The 15,742-nt window shown below is 53.7% G+C and carries 11 protein-coding genes and 1 pseudogene; 2 read left to right on the top strand and 10 right to left on the bottom strand.

What is annotated here, in order from left to right:
- A pseudogene (gene thyA / locus AC1RCS_RS24710) lies at positions 1-492 on the top strand (thymidylate synthase); the annotation flags it as partial.
- A gap of 203 nt (positions 493-695) precedes the next feature.
- Here thyA and AC1RCS_RS24705 read toward each other — a convergent pair.
- The 8 genes from AC1RCS_RS24705 to AC1RCS_RS24670 form a co-directional block, all read right to left on the bottom strand.
- Entirely contained in the window at positions 696-1,571 is an 876-nt protein-coding gene (locus AC1RCS_RS24705; RefSeq protein ID WP_492246522.1) for a DNA adenine methylase, read from the bottom strand.
- Between the two features lie 2 nt (positions 1,572-1,573).
- Positions 1,574-3,256 (bottom strand): ATP-dependent nuclease, encoded by a 1,683-nt coding sequence (locus AC1RCS_RS24700; RefSeq protein ID WP_492246521.1) that lies wholly within the window; start codon positions 3,254-3,256, stop codon positions 1,574-1,576.
- 25 nt (positions 3,257-3,281) lie between these two features.
- Positions 3,282-6,344: a type III restriction-modification system endonuclease gene (locus tag AC1RCS_RS24695; RefSeq protein WP_492246520.1), complete on the bottom strand. Its 3,063-nt coding sequence runs from the start codon at positions 6,342-6,344 to the stop codon at positions 3,282-3,284.
- 10 nt (positions 6,345-6,354) lie between these two features.
- Entirely contained in the window at positions 6,355-8,265 is a 1,911-nt protein-coding gene (locus tag AC1RCS_RS24690) for a site-specific DNA-methyltransferase (protein ID WP_492246519.1), read from the bottom strand.
- A 25-nt stretch (positions 8,266-8,290) separates the two neighbouring features.
- Positions 8,291-8,965: a DUF4391 domain-containing protein gene (locus AC1RCS_RS24685; RefSeq protein ID WP_492246518.1), complete on the bottom strand. Its 675-nt coding sequence runs from the start codon at positions 8,963-8,965 to the stop codon at positions 8,291-8,293.
- On the bottom strand, positions 8,962-12,237 hold the full coding sequence (locus AC1RCS_RS24680) for a helicase-related protein (protein ID WP_492246517.1): 3,276 nt from the start codon (positions 12,235-12,237) through the stop codon (positions 8,962-8,964). Before AC1RCS_RS24680 ends, AC1RCS_RS24685 begins: the two co-directional genes overlap by 4 nt.
- The gene (locus AC1RCS_RS24675) at positions 12,224-12,754 is read right to left on the bottom strand and encodes a hypothetical protein (RefSeq protein ID WP_492246516.1); all 531 of its coding nucleotides are present in this window, start codon (positions 12,752-12,754) and stop codon (positions 12,224-12,226) included. The genes AC1RCS_RS24680 and AC1RCS_RS24675 overlap by 14 nt, the downstream gene beginning before the upstream one ends.
- A 439-nt stretch (positions 12,755-13,193) precedes the next feature.
- Positions 13,194-13,685: a hypothetical protein gene (locus AC1RCS_RS24670; RefSeq protein WP_492246515.1), complete on the bottom strand. Its 492-nt coding sequence runs from the start codon at positions 13,683-13,685 to the stop codon at positions 13,194-13,196.
- Between the two features lie 73 nt (positions 13,686-13,758).
- On the opposite strand from AC1RCS_RS24670, the gene AC1RCS_RS24665 reads away from it, so the two are divergent.
- A complete protein-coding gene (locus tag AC1RCS_RS24665; RefSeq protein ID WP_492246514.1) occupies positions 13,759-14,022 on the top strand; it encodes a helix-turn-helix domain-containing protein in 264 nt (87 codons plus the stop codon).
- 407 nt (positions 14,023-14,429) lie between these two features.
- Here the strand turns inward: AC1RCS_RS24665 and AC1RCS_RS24660 are convergent, their stop codons facing one another.
- Together AC1RCS_RS24660 and AC1RCS_RS24655 are read right to left on the bottom strand one after the other, a co-directional pair.
- Complete coding sequence (locus AC1RCS_RS24660) at positions 14,430-15,263, bottom strand: thymidylate synthase (RefSeq protein WP_492246513.1); 834 nt, start codon at positions 15,261-15,263, stop codon at positions 14,430-14,432.
- A 20-nt stretch (positions 15,264-15,283) separates the two neighbouring features.
- A complete protein-coding gene (locus tag AC1RCS_RS24655; RefSeq protein WP_492246512.1) occupies positions 15,284-15,703 on the bottom strand; it encodes a hypothetical protein in 420 nt (139 codons plus the stop codon).
- Positions 15,704-15,742: the final 39 nt, after the last annotated feature.

The following is a 15,742-nucleotide window of genomic DNA, read 5'->3' as shown; positions in this document are numbered from 1 at the left end:
AGATACTTCACCGGTAGAGTTCGAAAGACGCCATTTCCAACGGCTCAAAAGTGTCTAGGGAATCCGGGGCGATTCACCATCTGGGACGAATGGGCGCGCGAGGACGGCGACCTGGGGCCGGTGTACGGCGTGCAGTGGCGCAGTTGGCCCACGCCGGACGGCGGGCACATCGACCAGATCAGCGATGTGGTCAGGACGCTCAAGACCAACCCCGATTCGCGGCGCATCATCGTGAGCGCCTGGAACGTGGCCGAGCTCGGCAAGATGGCGCTCATGCCCTGCCACGCTTTCTTCCAGTTCTACGTGGCGCCAGCACAGGAGCCCGGCGGACGCGGCACGCTCTCCTGCCAGCTGTACCAGCGCAGTGCGGACATCTTCCTGGGCGTGCCGTTCAACATCGCGAGCTATGCCCTGCTCACCCACATGGTGGCGCAGCAGTGCGACCTGGATGTGGGTGATTTCATCTGGACGGGCGGCGACTGCCACATCTTTATGGAACCAAAAAACATACAAATCCATTGAAAATCAATGACTTGTACGATTTTTTCTCTGCATTTTTCTTAAAAACATGCAGGCGCCTGCCAGTTGCACAGGCTCCTACACAAGCACCAGAGTGACGGCGGGGCGCAAACGCGCTTCGCACACTTGAGACGCTGTTTATCACGCTCTTCAAGTCGCACAGTTCATTGGGCCTTCTAAGCTACTTCTTTTGTCTGGGGAATTTCCTCGTCAGGTATATTGAGTCCTCGACTGAAGAACATCACTTCATTGCCAACGTAGCGTCGTTGCGCGGTGTAATTTAACCCGTAGCTGAGTGATCGGCTCAACTGATACATCCCACAGATCTCCTGGGCGTTGTCATACGACACCATCCAGGGCCATTTGAACGATTTGCTTTGTATCGTCTTGGCTATCGCGACGTGATCGTCATGCTCGTAGTAGTTCCGATACAAGCCTTTGCCTTTCACATAATACGGCGGATCCAAATAAATCATTGATTTTTTTGGAAGAATTTCGGCGCATCGATTTAAGAGATGCAACGAGTCCTCACCGTAGACAGAAATATCATCCGCACGCTCTGCAATCGCTCGAATTCGAGATGCAATAACATCCTTTTTAAATCGAGCGTCTAGTTTGTATTTTCCGGACTGCTCTTTCCCGCCAATCACACCTGCCTTTAGAATTCCAGATCGATTTGTTCTATTCATAAAAAGGGTGGCAAAGCCCTTTTCTACCGTACTTGCCCGGCAATCCTCTCGAAGAACCGAGCGCCACTTAAACCATTCTTCAATGGTAAGGGGTGTGGAATCGAGCAGTTCGAGTAGCGCATCACACTCCGTAGTAATCGAGGTCCAAAAGGCAAATACGGCGGGATCAGCATCATTGATGTGAATATGGCTAGCTTGCCCGCGAAACAGTAGGTCCAGAGCAACACCTGCACCGCCTGCATATGGCTCAAGATAGTGGCCACCTTCTATTCCATTGACCGCCATCACTTGCGCGACAAATGAGGCGAAAGGAGCCTTTCCGCCGGGATACCTTAATGGGCTATATAGTCTATTTGAGTACATGGCTATATTTTCTTGGGCTTTACTTCTAAGGCAGCAAGTTTTGCCGCATCAACGGCATACCCGTCCTTCATAGCGCCGTGCATACTCCGCTTAAAATTTTCCAGGAAATCATTCGTGTTCGCCGCATTTGCCTCAATCCAATTTTTCCAAGGATTATGCGGCTTTGTTCCCGCCGTCACGAGGGCTTGAAATGCGGGCTCCTTGTAAAATCTCTTGAATATCTCACGCGGAACTTTGGCACCTTTGTAAGCATTCACTCGTTCTCGTACATCAACCGCATTTCCGTTGATCGCAAATTCTCTGATTACTTCAGCTGCAGTATTTGTAAAAACATCTCGTGTAAACTGCAATGCGTTCTTCCAAAATTCATGATTGGCAGGCAGATTGTACAAGTGCTCAAAAATCAATTGATCCGGAGGTAGGCTACCAGGCAACAAAACAACTGTTTTGTAAGCCTTTTTTTGCACTTGGTCTTTTGCGTCAGAGTCAAGACAAACGATGCTACGCTCCGCAAACTCAGGTATTTTTTTATCAATCAGATTCAAATAATTCGAACATCCAAGAGTGACTTCGGACATTGAATTGACGAATTTCTTTATTGGTTGCCTGGCCATAAGGGCATTGAAAAAATCTGCAGCCTCTTTGTCTTCAAAGTACACATTTACGCTTGGCAGCGAAGCGCCAGCAGCTGCGGCGACCGTCTTCGTATTGATGTCAGCGCTTATTTGCGCCCATGACCAATCCTGCATTACCTGGACGTCGCCATAGGTATTGCTTAAATATATCGTTTTCCACCTTTTTCGAAATTGCAAGCTCTGCTCATATGCATACTCGATAAGTACAGGAGAATGAGAGGTCATCGCGACTTGCAGGTTCAAACTTTTGCACTCACGGTCCAAAATACGCAACAAGTTTAACTGTGCAGTAGGAAACAGGCCGGCATCAGCTTCGTCTATAAGCAAAAGACCGCCTTTATAGTCGGCATATTCTTCTTTTAGCTTCCGAAACGACATCAGTGCCAGGATTATTTGCCCAGCATTATCCTCTCCTGCGGACACAGACTCTTGATCGTAATTTTCACCGTGCGATACCGCAGAACTGATCGTACCGCCAGTACCAGTGGCAGATGACGAGCTTCGATTTAAAAGCTCGTTTGTAAGCCCAATAAAATCTTGCTTGTGCTCTTTCAGGTATTCAAAATCGACTACTGAATAGTCTCGATCTGCAATCGGGTATAGTCGTTTCAAGCTCAGAAAAATCGTCGGGTGCGTGAAGTTTCGACTTGTATTTCCGACAGCAATGCTGTTGTTTCTAACGACTGGCCGCGGGGATTTCCCCCGTTTCATAAGCTCTAGCTTGGCAGTCGCCGCCTGTTCGGAATAGCCATCGACTAGCTCAATGCCAACGGCCATGGATCCAGGCGTGTCAAATTTATCTGAGATACGAAAATGTTCGCTGTACTGCGATTTGAATGAGCTTCCAGTAATTTGCCTGAAGCTCAGCGCTTCTTCTTTAGCGTAATCTTTCTCAAAACTAAAGATTTGTGCAGCTATACCCAATATAGAAGATTTTGACGTACCGTTCTTTCCGCAGACGACAGTAATGTGATCGCCGAAATTCACCTCGACATTCGCTAATGCGCGAAACTTCTCTATTGTTATTTTCTTTATTTGGGTTTTTGCCACGATCCTCTCCTCCAAATGTTATCTTTTACTTCACCATTTCCATCAACTTACCAAAGCTGTCGACGACATCGTACTTGACTGCATCTGGGGCGAATCGCTGGTTGATGTCGTCGAAAAATTTGCGGGCGCATTTGATCTTGGTCCGCTCAATCTCGCGCAATTCCATGCTGGACATCGAGCCCTTCGTCTCCGCCACGAAGTAGACGTGCTTGACTGAGCCTTCTTTGAATGTGATGGCCCAGTCAGGGTTGTAGTCGCCTACCGGGGTCGGGATCAGAAAACCTCGGGGGAGCTTGGCGTAGACCACGACATCGCCGCTGGTGTCCAACTCCTTCACGAACTGACGTTCGATGTTGGAGTCGGTCAGCACATAGTCGTAGATGTGCCTTTGCAGCTTGTCGCCGGCCTTGCTGAAGTCCTGCTTGGTCAGACCCGCCGTGAAGATGTCGAGGTCGAACTTGTCTTCCACCGGGTCATAGGCCAAGTGCTCGATGATGACCGTGGCCTTCTGCTCGTTGATCAGGCGGATGGCTTCGGCTATGAAGCTCTCAGGGTTGGTTTTGAATTGCGCGAAGACAGCGACGTTCATGCCCTTCAGAATTTCAGCAATCGTGCGGCGGGTGAGCTGCGCGCCTTCGGCCAGCTTGCCGATTAGGTCGTACTTGACGGCCGAGTGCACCGACAGGCGGTTGACCTCGGTTTCTGTGGCCTTGAGCTTGAACGCTTCGCCTGACTTAATTCCGTCGTACGTGACGGCCTCGGCCTGCTCGCCGCGCTGGATGGTGTATTGCAGCGGCGTGACGCGAAGGCCCGCATCCTTGTCGTTCAGAACGGCCACGGCCTTCTGGACAAGTTCAGCCTCTTCGAAGCTGACGCTGTAGGCCGCCTTGCGGTTGATACGGCTCCAAAGGGCCTTGAATTCTTGCTTGTCGAAGTTGGCGTTGAGCGGGTTCTTCTTGGGACGGCGGTCGTCGCCGATCTCCGGCAACTGGCTGGCACTGAAGACGCTGTCAATCAACTGGTAGACCTGGGGCGCATAGGGCTTCAGTTCTGGCGGCAGCTCGGCCAGGGCCTCCGCCTTCTTAGCGTCGTGATACGTGCCGGTGATGCGGTCAGCATCGTCGGAGTAGTCGTTCTTGAGTAGGTACTTGTAGATCTGCTTCGCCAGCTGCGGGGTGACTTCTACGTCGCCGATGGCCGTCTTCAACATCTTGCCAGTGAAGAAGGCTTCATCGGCCACCTTCGGGCGGGCAGACAGCGAGTCGCTGATGTCCTTCTGCAGCGCCGCGACGAAGTCCTTGTAGCTCTCGCTAGCCACCACGGTGAGCACGTTCACGTCATGGACGATGGCTGGATGGTCCATGCGGTCGCCATGCTTGTTCACTGACAGGCGCAGTCCGCGTCCTACCTCCTGGCGACGTGTGACCTCGTTGTTGTAGTCGGGGTGCTTCAGGAAACAAATGACGAAGACGTTCGGGTTGTCCCAACCTTCCCTCAGGGCCGAGTGCGAAAAGATGAAACGAACTGGCTCTTCAAGGCTTAGCAACTGTTCCTTCTTCTTCAGGATCAGGTCATAGGCGTCGACGTCATCTGACAGTCCTTTGTTCTCGCCAGTCTTTGCCATACTCGGATCCACGTCGCGCTTGGTCTTCTTGTCGATGGAGAAGTAACCGCTGTGAGTCTTCTCGGCGCTGATGCCCTTGAGGTATTTGACATAGGACGTCTCGTCCAAGTCCAGCATCTCGTTGAGGTACAGGTTGTATTCCTCTTCGAAGATCCGGGCGTACTCGCCTTTCTCGTCAGGCTGTGAGTAGTCGCGGTACTTGGCCACCTCGTCAATGAAGAACAGCGTCAAGACCTTCACGCCTTGCTGGAAAAGGGCCTGCTCCTTATCGAAGTGAGCCTTGATCGCCTCGCGAATCTGGATGCGGCGCAGAGCCGCCTCGGTCACGTCGCCAGTTGCATCACCCACCGTCAGCTGCAGCCCGTTAGTGAAGCTCAGGGTGTCGGTGTTGGCATTGATGTCCGACACCACGAAGCCGTCGCGGTACTGCTCTAACCCGTTTGACAGCTCATAAAGGTTGTCTCCCTTTTTCAGCTTCCGGACCACGCGCTTCGGCTCGCCGGCTTTCAGCTTCTGCTCAAACTCGACGCGGGCCTCGGGCGGCTTCTTGCTCGAAATTTCGATGGATTGCAGGTACATGTAGCCGGCCGTGCCCGCCAGCCCTTTCACCGCGATACCGCGCACGGCGATCTTCTTCACCAGCTTCTGGTTGTAGGCGTCCAGGGCGTCCAGGCGGTGAATCTTGTTGTGCGTTGTCTTGTGCGTGGCCGAGTAGCGCAGCACCATCAAGGCCTTGAACTCCTCCAGGGACTTCAAGGTCTGCGCGCCTTCCATCTTCTGCGGCTCATCCAGGATCAGGATGGGTCGGTTCGCACTGATGACATCGATCGGACGGCGAGACTGGAAATCGTCCAGCACCTCGTAGATACGGCGGTTGTCGGCACCACGGGCGGCAAAGGCCTGCACGTTGATGACCATGACGTTAATGCCCGCATCCGACGAAAAGCTCTCCAGGTGGTGCAACTGCTTGGAGTTGTAGATAAAGAAGCGCGCCTTCTTCTGGTAAGTCTCCAAGAAGTGCTCGGCGGTGATTTCCAGCGACTTGGCCACGCCCTCACGGATGGCGATACTGGGCACGACGATGATGAACTTGCTCCAGCCGTAGCGGCGGTTCAACTCGAATATCGTCTTGACGTAGCAGTAGGTCTTGCCCGTGCCCGTTTCCATCTCCACATCGAGATTAACGCGGGCAACCTTCGTCTTCACCAACGAGTCAGACACCGGCATGTTCTGCCCGCGTTGCACCTGCTGTATGTTGTCCATCAACGCGAAATCGGGAAGCGCCAGATCCGCGTTCTTGAAGCCAGAATCAGAAAAAAGATCTTCCGTGCTCTTCTTGGCTTGGCCGGGGTCGATGCGGTAGGCGATGGCCTCGGCCGATGCAGGTGGCTGGCCTTTGAAGCAGTCCACCACGGCTTGTACCGCCGCAGACTGGTAGGCCTGGGTCTTGAACTTGAGTTTCATCGCCAGCCCTTCAGATGCATTTCACTTCGGTGGCTGGCGACAGCAGTTTGAAGATTTGCTCCACATTGATCTTGACCGAGCTGTCCTTGAAACCCGCGTCTCGGAACACTGCGCGCAATGGCTGCACCTTGGCCAGCTCTTTCACAAAGTCCTCATCGATGCCACCGTGACCATCAAAGCAAGCCGCCAGTGCATTGCCGTCCACCAGGAATATGTCCCTGCCTTGGATAGTCTGCTTGGCGATAGGAAACGCAAGGTCCACGCCCCAGTCGAGCATCACCTGGAAGAGTAGGTCCTCGGGTGTGCGGTCAGGTTTGATGTTGTCAGTTAACAGATCGATTTGATTTTTATCCAAGTTGTCTGCGGCGTAATAGACGTCGACCATGTTCGATGTGTCTATCTTGAGGGCGCGGAATCCAACGTCGATCTGATGTCCATCTCCCAGAAACTTGGCGCCTGCACGGCGAATACGGTCTCTGCTGACTTCGGAAATTGTCTTGTAGCCAGCATTGAATGCTTCAGAATCTTCTGCGCAAACCTCAGGCAGCTGAACCATGATGAAGCGACGCTTGCCTCCATCCTCAGCATTTAGTTGCATGACAGCATCTGCAGTTGCAGAAGATCCTGAAAAGAAGTCTAAAACAATACCATCGTCATCCCCGTGTAGGGATATGAACCATTTGATAAGCTGGGTTGGCTTTGGTGTATCAAAAACCTTCACACCAAAAAGCTCTTTCAATTCTCGCGTGCCATCTGCATTTGTACCAAACTTATCCAGCCAAGTGCTCCATCCGACCGACTTCTTTACGTCGCGAATTTTTTCATATGGGACCCATCTCTCAGCAGCCGAATTAACGGACTTTCCATCGTCGAACGGGCGTTTCTCCCAGTGAAAGAAGTCAGGATCAGCCTGCGCAATAAGAACGTCAGGATTGTCCTTCCCCCAGCGCCAATGCCCCTCCTTCCCATCATTTCGGTAAGGAAGAACGTACTCACCAGTCGGACATTTAAGTTCGTAAAACTGGTTGGGCCTATCTGATCGCAAGGATGTCCCGCCCCACTTCATCAATTCTCGACCTTTTCTGTAAGGTCCTTCCTTGTCGCTAAGATTCAGGGCGCCAGTGGATCTTTCGTCTTGGGAGACGCTTTCAGCGGAGGATTTAAAATAGATTAGCAAATACTCGTGACCAGTCCTGAGTCCCGTCTTTTCCTTTCCCCCACTTGCCTCAGAAAGCCAGGGCGCGCAGGCAAGCCGATTAGAGTATCCGAAGATTTCATCTAGCAACTTTCCTAGTTGGAAAACTTCTTTGTCATTTATCGACACAGCGAGCAAGCCGTCGTCTGCCAGGAGATTGGCCATAACTCGCAATCGTGGATACATCATGCTCAACCAGTCCGAATGAAATCGACCATTCGTGACTGGGTTCGAAACCAGGCGATTGCCTTCAATATCTACCTGATTGGATCGACGCAGATGCTCTGCCGAATCCGCCGAAAAATCGTCTTCATAGAGAAAATCGTTCCCGGTGTTATATGGTGGGTCGATGTAAATCATCTTGACCTTGCCAAGATACGTCTCTTGCAGCAACTTCAGTGCATCAAGGTTATCGCCTTCAACAAAAAGGTTGCGAGTATTTTCGAAGTCTACGCTCTCGTCGCGGCTGGGTCGCAGCGTCTTTGCGATAGGCGAATTCGCTGTCAGCAATGCTTCTCGCTTGCCTGGCCATGTCAACTGATAACGCTCCTGAGGGCCCTCAACGATGGAGTCGGCCAGTTCTTGGCGGAGTTGGTCAAAGTCAATGGCCAGTCTCAGCTCGCCGTTTGCGCCGGCGGTTTCCGTTACGCAGCCAGGAAAGAGTTGGCGGATTCGCTGTAGGTTGGCTTGCGCGATGTTGGGCGAATGCATCTTCAGCTTGTTCATGTTGTTTCCCTTGATGAGTCGGTACTCAGCGACTCATATGTTCGAGTTCTGCTTTAAGTTGGCGCAAAGTCGAGTTGATTTCCACTTTGCGATTGAATTGCTTTTCTTTGACAAGGCGGGCTTCAGCTTTTGCCACTTCTCGCGCCTTCGCCGTCACTTGCTCTGCCCGAGCTACCAAGTCGCGTAAGGCTTCATGCGTTCTCGTCGCTATCGGCATCAGCCAGCGCAGCAACTGCTCATAGACGCCACCCAGATCGAGGGCAAGCGGCAGTGGTACGCGCTCGGAAGTTGCAGGCATCCATCCTGACTCGAAGTATTCTGAGCAGACCCAGCTTGCCGCATCGGCTTCACTGGGCCGCTTGTACGCGGCGACCACTTGAGTCCGAGCATCAGCGCCTTGGCCTTGAGTCAGTTCGAAGATGATCGGGAACTGCACTGCGCCGTCGATGCACCGGAGCACGTCGTGGTGCAGCTCTGGCGTCTTTAGCTGGATTGCGAAGACTTGAATCTCCGGCACGCCGGGCTTTGCCGCTAGGTTGATCGTCTCGGGTGCCAGCTTGTAGCGCCAGACGATCTGCTCCACCTGCTCCACGAACAAGTCTTTCAAGCGGGTGTTGGCGCCGCTGTACTCGTAAATCTTGTTCTTGGGCAATACGCGGCCAAACTCCGCTTGCTTGGGGTAGGCGAACAAAGCACTCATCCGGCCTCCTGGATCACCAGGAAGGTGATGAGTTCGAAGTCGTCCAGGCCGGAGATGGTGTTGGTCAGCGCCGTGGTCTTTCCGCTGCTGAACAGGCTGTCTATGTCTTTCTCTTCCTTCACCTCGATCATTGAGCGAATGGCCTTGCCCAGCAGGTCGGAGTACACCTGCATCCGTCGGCCCTCAGCGGTCTCTTCGTTAAAGAGTTGGGTCGCGTGCGGTATGGGTTTTACCTGGCCCTTGCAGCAGGTGCGCGCCAAATCCAGCAAGCGCTTGACCTCGGTGTGGTCGTGCACTACTTGGCCGGCCCGATCGATGTAGACGAGGTAGTACGGGTGCAGCCGGTTGTGCTGGTTGACGTTCACGCCTTCGTTGAGGTTTCGCAGCGTGAAGATGACGCCAGGGTGCAGGCCCATGGCGGGCTCGGCAGGCACCACGGCGTGCATGCCATTGGGCACGTTGCTCAGCTCGCCATGTTCCTTGACGTAGTTGAGCAAATCCATGCGGAAGTCGTTGAGGCCGAGGTCGGTGATGGATACGCCGGTCTTCAGGTCTTCCAGCTCGATGACTTCCTCTTGCAGTCGGCGCAGCTGTTCCTTGCGGTACGACACGTCGTTGGCTTGGGCGGACAGCACGTTGTCGTCGCCAGTGGCTGTCACGTCCGCAATCATCATGCGGCTCTCCACCCGGTCTTTGAGGTTGATGTACTCGTCGAGGGTGATATCGGGCCAGTAGTTAACCAGTTGGATGCTGCTGTTGGGTGAGCCGATGCGGTCCACCCGACCAAACCGCTGAATGATACGGACAGGATTCCAGTGGATGTCATAGTTGATGAGGTAGTCGCAGTCCTGAAGGTTTTGGCCTTCAGAGATGCAGTCCGTCCCAACGAGCAAGTCCACCTCGGCAGGCTCGGCTGGCAGCACAACGGCTTTCTCCTTGGAGCGCGGTGAGAACAGCGTCAGCAGTTCCTGGAAGTCGTAGCCTTTCTTCAGCGTGGACTTGGGCGTGCCCTTACCGGTCACCTTGGCGGTGTGCAAGCCGTGGACTTCCTGCAGCACCGGGGCGAGGTTGGCATACAGGTAGTCGGCCGTGTCCGCAAAGGCGGTGAAGATCAGCACCTTCTTGTTGCCGGGGTTGATCGGGTTGGCGATCTTCTCCAGCAGGTGGGCTTTAAGGTGTTGCAGTTTGGCGTCGTCCTCTGGCGTGATCTTGCTCATCGACGCCAGCAGGGTGTCGATGACTTCAAGGTCGACCTTCAGGTCGTGCTCCCACGAGGGCAGATCCATGTCGCCCAAGCTGATCTTGACCTTGCCACCGATCTCACCGGTGTCGTCATCAAGGATCGGTAGTTCGTCGTCTTCGCCTTCAAGGTTCGCCAGAACCTCGGTCAGATCACCCACGCTGGCTGACGTGCCGGATTGGTTGAAGGCCGCGATCTTCCCCAAGGTGCCTTGGTGATTGCGACGGAGGGCGTTCAAAGTCAGCCGGAACGATTCGACCGAGCTTTCCAGCCGCTTGAGCAGATTCACCGTCATCAGCGCTTGGAGGCCTGACTCCCGGTCCGCTTGTTTAAAGGTCTGTTTGTTGGCAACCTTGGTGTCGTAGATGTCCTCGTACTTCTTCAGACGGCTGGGGAGGATGTAGCTGATCGGTGCGTACACCGCGAGCTTCAGTTGCGACAGTTGGTCAAAGATTTCATTGAATCCCATCACATCGCCACGCGCGGTTAACGGGCAGTGATACGTCAGCGGTTTGCGGCGCTCAGGGAATTGGCCGATGTCTTTTGTGTCGTAGAAGGTCTGGATATGCTTGCGTGAGCGTGCGATGGTCACGCTGTCCAGCAGTTCGAAGAAGTCGAAGTCCAACGAGTCGAGGATGGCGCGTGCGGTGCGTTCTTCGGGCGGAAGCTTTGCCCAAGCGTTGAATGCCGCCTGTGCGCCTCGGAAGATTTCTTCGACGCTCTTGGTGGTTCTGAGCTTCTTGTTGAGGATTTCGGAGTCGCCTTCGTAGGCTAGGGCAAGCTGATTCCGAAGGTCGGCAAAGCGGTTGTTGACCGGGGTGGCAGAGAGCATCAGCACCTTGGTCTTCACCCCTTCCTTGATGACCTTGTTCATCAGCTTCTGGTAACGCGTCTCCTTGTCCTTGAAAGCATCGTTGTTGCGGAAGTTATGGGACTCGTCGATGACCACGAGGTCATAGTTGCCCCAGTTGATCCGGTTCAGCGGGGTGCCGAAGGATTCCCCGCTGTTGCGGCTGAGATCGGTATGACAAAGGACATCGTAGTTGAAGCGGTCCTTGGCGAAGATGTTGGTTCTGAGGTTGCGGTTGTAGTTGAGCCAGTTGTCGGCTAATTTTTTGGGACAAAGCACCAAGACAGACTTGTTCCGCAGCTCGTAATACTTCACCACAGCAAGTGCGGTGAAGGTCTTGCCGAGGCCGACACTGTCGGCAAGGATGCATCCGCTGTAGGTTTCCAGCTTGTTGATGATCCCGGTTGCCGCGTCCTTCTGGTAGTTAAAGAGCTTGTTCCAGATCAGCGTGTCTTGGTAACCCGTGCGATCGTTGGGGAGGACGTCTTCATCAATGTCGTCTAAGAATTCGTTGAAAATGTTGTGAAGCATCACGAAGTAGATGCTTTCGGGAGAGTTCTCTTGGTAGACGGAGGCGATGTGCTCGCAAATCTGCGCCGTCACGTCGTCGAGCTTCTCGGGGTCGCTCCAGATCTGATCGAACAGACTGAGATACGTGGCGGCGAAGGCCGGCTCGTCCATCTTGTTGACGAGGTTGGAGACAGCGTTGCCCTGCTGATAGCCCAGGTCGACCGCCGTGAAGCCGTGGAGGGGCATGTACGCGGTGTCCATTCCATTGGCCTGGACGCACGCGAAGGGCTGCATGGGGGCCTTCGTACGGTTGCTCTTGAACCGGGCCTTGCGGCGTATCCAATCGGCGCATTCTTTGGCGATAGCGCGCTGGGTCAGCTTGTTCCGAAGTTGAATCTCAAACTCGCTTCCGTACAGGCTGCGTTCGCGGTCTAGCTTCGGAATGTGGAATTCCTTGCGCTCTTTGCGGACCTTGTCGGTGACCTCGGTTGCCGTGAAGGTGGGGGACGTGAAGATGAAGCTGAGTTCGTCGATCTTCTCAAATTCGGCCTTCAGAGCGTCGAAGGCGTACATCGAAAAGCACGAAGCCGCGATCTTGAGGCGAGCCTTCGGCTTCAGAGTTGCTTTGAGGTCGTCACCAAGTAAACGGGTGATGTTGTCAATCAGTTCCATGCTTCTTCTTCCGCTCCCCAGCATCGATCACTACGTCGGCTGCGACTTCCAAGGCATGCTCTTGGGCATAGTCCAGAACCAGCACCTCGATCATGGAGGCGACTGAACGGTGCTCACGCTCCGCAGCTAACCTCAGCAGATATTTGATGTCCGCTGAGGTGCGGATAGACAACGTCTCATCCTTCGTTCGTTTCATGGTCGCGCCCACATGGTCATGTGATGCAAATGTACTGCGTTTTGCGTGTCTTGGAGCGACCGCCGCGTCTATGGGGAACACCCACCGCCGAAGCCCATGTGCGCTCGTCACCTCGCGCTCAGACAATTGCGGTGAAAACCCGCAATTGCGGAGCGGCACCGCAATTCGCCGCAATTCGCCGCTCGAAGGCAGCGGGAATGCGACTTGTGCCAGTGACGGCACAAACGTCTTGCCGAATCCTTCTGAAAGCGGAGAATGCGCCTGATGAATTTGGCACTTTTCTTGGAAGACGCAGAACCCGACAGCTCGCAGTCTTGCCAAACCACCATTCCACTGGTGGAATACCTAATTCAAACTGGCGGCGTCCCGATTTACGACCCCGTCTCAGTGCGAGCACGTATAAAGATAATTAATGAAATCGAAGGGGATGATTCTTCATTCTGATGGTGTCAACCGCTTATTTTCTAGAAATCGAGTTTGATATATGACGCGATCAACACGGAAAATTTCAGAGCAGCGAAAACAGCTTAGGCAAAAGAATCGATTAAAGCTTGAACAAGCTAGCGCAACTCAGCAGCCCATAGTTCCGTTAAATACAGGATTGCACGCCCAGCTTCTTCAGAGTGGCGCGGCACGTCCGTCATCGTACGAGAGCGCAATAATCGCACTCGAGAATCTACGCAGACTAAAGCGCGAGTCGGAGTGCTAATTTATTAACTGCGCGGTCAGGAAGTAGATCTCACAACGCTAGTCCGTTAGATTATTCCGAAGCAACCCAATTACCGCCGACATAGATCAGTTCAAAGTCTGATCGCTCTATTGAATTTTCGGTATCCAACGGAATGGGAAATATGTTCCCATTTTTGGTCACGATCAAGTACCTCGTGAGGCAAGCACAACCAGGCCTCGCAGCGAGGACAGACGTAACGCGCTCAATCGCAGGTGGGTGCGCCGGATCGTCAGGGATCAGCATAAGGTCGACAGACTCAACCACTTGACCGGCTTTCAGCGGCAGCGAAAGTAGCTGCTGCACCGTGGCCAGTGCGAAGACCTGCTTTTGCTTGTTCGGGTGCTCTGGCCACGACAATTGAACGTACATCATGCGTCGCGAACCCAGCTCGAAGATGGAAACCTTGTCTCCAGTGCTCATCCCATGTGGCACTACTTTGAACCAATTGTCGGTAGCTTTGCGGTAATCGTCTGGTTCAAGGAGGCCGTCATCAATATCCGCCGATCGAAGTGACTCCGCCATTTTGGACTCCTGACATACCGTTTGTAGACTATTGTCTATTGACCATAGTCTACACGAACGAACAATCGCATGAATGCCTGGAGCCCGCGACGAAGTCCTCATTGCAGCCTTTGCCGTCGCGCTGCGACGGGCGCGTAACGCCGCCGGACTAACGCAGGAGCAGGTCGCTGTGAAGGCAAATGTCGACAGAACTTTTGTCGCCTTCATTGAGACATCGAAGCGCCAGCCCTCGTTAAGTGTGATTTGCGCACTCGCGTATGCAGTAGGTCAAACTCCAGCTGCATTGATTTCTGAAACTTGCGAAATCGCAGCACGCCGCTTGGTTGAAAACGGGTAGCGGCTGGAGACTCGAAGCTCACGCTCGCAATCTTCCATCCGAGCATCTAGGCTGGCGCGCCCTTCACGGACGACCACTCTCGAATAAGTTCCCGGCGCTTGTGATCATCGGGAACGCCGGCGAACAGGCCTGCAAACGCAGAACTTGACCCCGTCCGGTCTTTTCAGTCGAGACTGCTAGGGCCTCTTCCATTCCGCAGTCGCCGACCTTGATCCACATGGATCATGTGAATCATTCTAGGGGGGGCAGCGTTGACAATACTTTGGTGAAGAACTTCACGCTCTCTCGAAGAGCGCGGAATCGGTCCTAGTTTTCCTCGCAACCAATCGATTCAAGCTCAGACCCTTTTGATCGAGCTCGTCTGAGATGTGCCTGCTCGCGGGCGCGGAGAGCAGCGCCCTCAGTGCTCAGACTGCAATGGGAGCAGCAATCGACGGATGCGGGTCATACCCTTCAATAACAAAGTCTTCAAACTTATAGCCATAAATAGAATCCGGTCGGCGTGTAATCGCCAGTTTAGGGAGGGCCCGGACGTCACGCTTTAGCTGTGTTTGAATCTGCTCCATGTGATTGGAGTACGCGTGAAGGTCACCAATACTCACAATGATTTCATGCGGCACCAAATCGCACTGCTGTGCCAGCATATGTGTCAACAACGCTAGCGAAGCAATGTTATATGGCAGGCCAAGGAAGCTATCGGAGCTACGAATGTACAGCTGGGCAGAGAGCTTTCCGTTTGCCACATAAAACTGATATAGCAAATGGCATGGCGGCAGGGCCATTTTTCCTGCACGCGCGTTCTCCACCGGACTAAGCTTCTCATCCGGGAGATATTCTGGGTTCCACCCGTGAAAGAGAATGCGCCGGCTATTCGGGTTGTTCTTGAGGGCGGCCACCACATAGTCGATCTGGTTAATGGTGCCGCCGTCCTTGGTAGGCCAAGCAGTCCACTGCTTACCATACACAGGGCCTAACTCGCCATCCTCGGTCGCCCACTCGTTCCAGATGCTAACGCCATGCTCCTTGAGCCACTTCACATTGGTGTCGCCGTTCAAGAACCAGATGAGTTCATTGGCGATGCTCTTGAAGTGCAACTTCTTCGTCGTCAGCAGCGGGAAGCCCTTTGCCAGGTCGTGACGAATCTGCCGACCGAACACCGAAGTGGTTCCGGTGCCAGTCCGGTCACCCTTAGTTTGGCCGTTCTCGAGGATGTCGGTAAGGAGTTCGAGGTACTGTTTCATGTTATTTCTTAGTTGGGCGGTCAAACCGCCGCAAGGCGTTTGCCTTGCAATTCTTCAATTCTCAATTCTCGCGCTCTAACCTGTTCTCGAAGGAGCAATATCTCGTCGAAGAGAAGCGAATTTTGCTCGAGCAGTCCTGTAACCCGGGTCCGCAACGCATCGACAAGACTAACGGCAGGAAGTGCCTTCTCCCCTGTCGCCATCGCGTCGACCTCTCGCGCCTTGAGCTTGGCTGCGACCTTCATGGCCTTCAGTGCATCGATTGCCCACGATCTGGAACGGATCGTGTTGGTCGACAGCTCGGTGAGCTTGCACAATGCCGGCACCGTGCACTTCAACCCTAGCTTCGCGCGCTTGGCCGGATCGCGGAGCGTCTCAAGGGCGCTCAGGATGATCTTGTCGTTCTGCTCGCGAATCGCGTCGGTATTGTCAGAGACCATTTGTCAGCTCCCCTGCACTACCATGACCACGCCCTTAGA

It is taken from the genome of Acidovorax sp. GW823-FHT01C06 (assembly GCF_058798375.1).
Note: the sequence above shows the minus strand (reverse complement) of the source record. Positions and strands in the feature narration are given on the sequence as shown.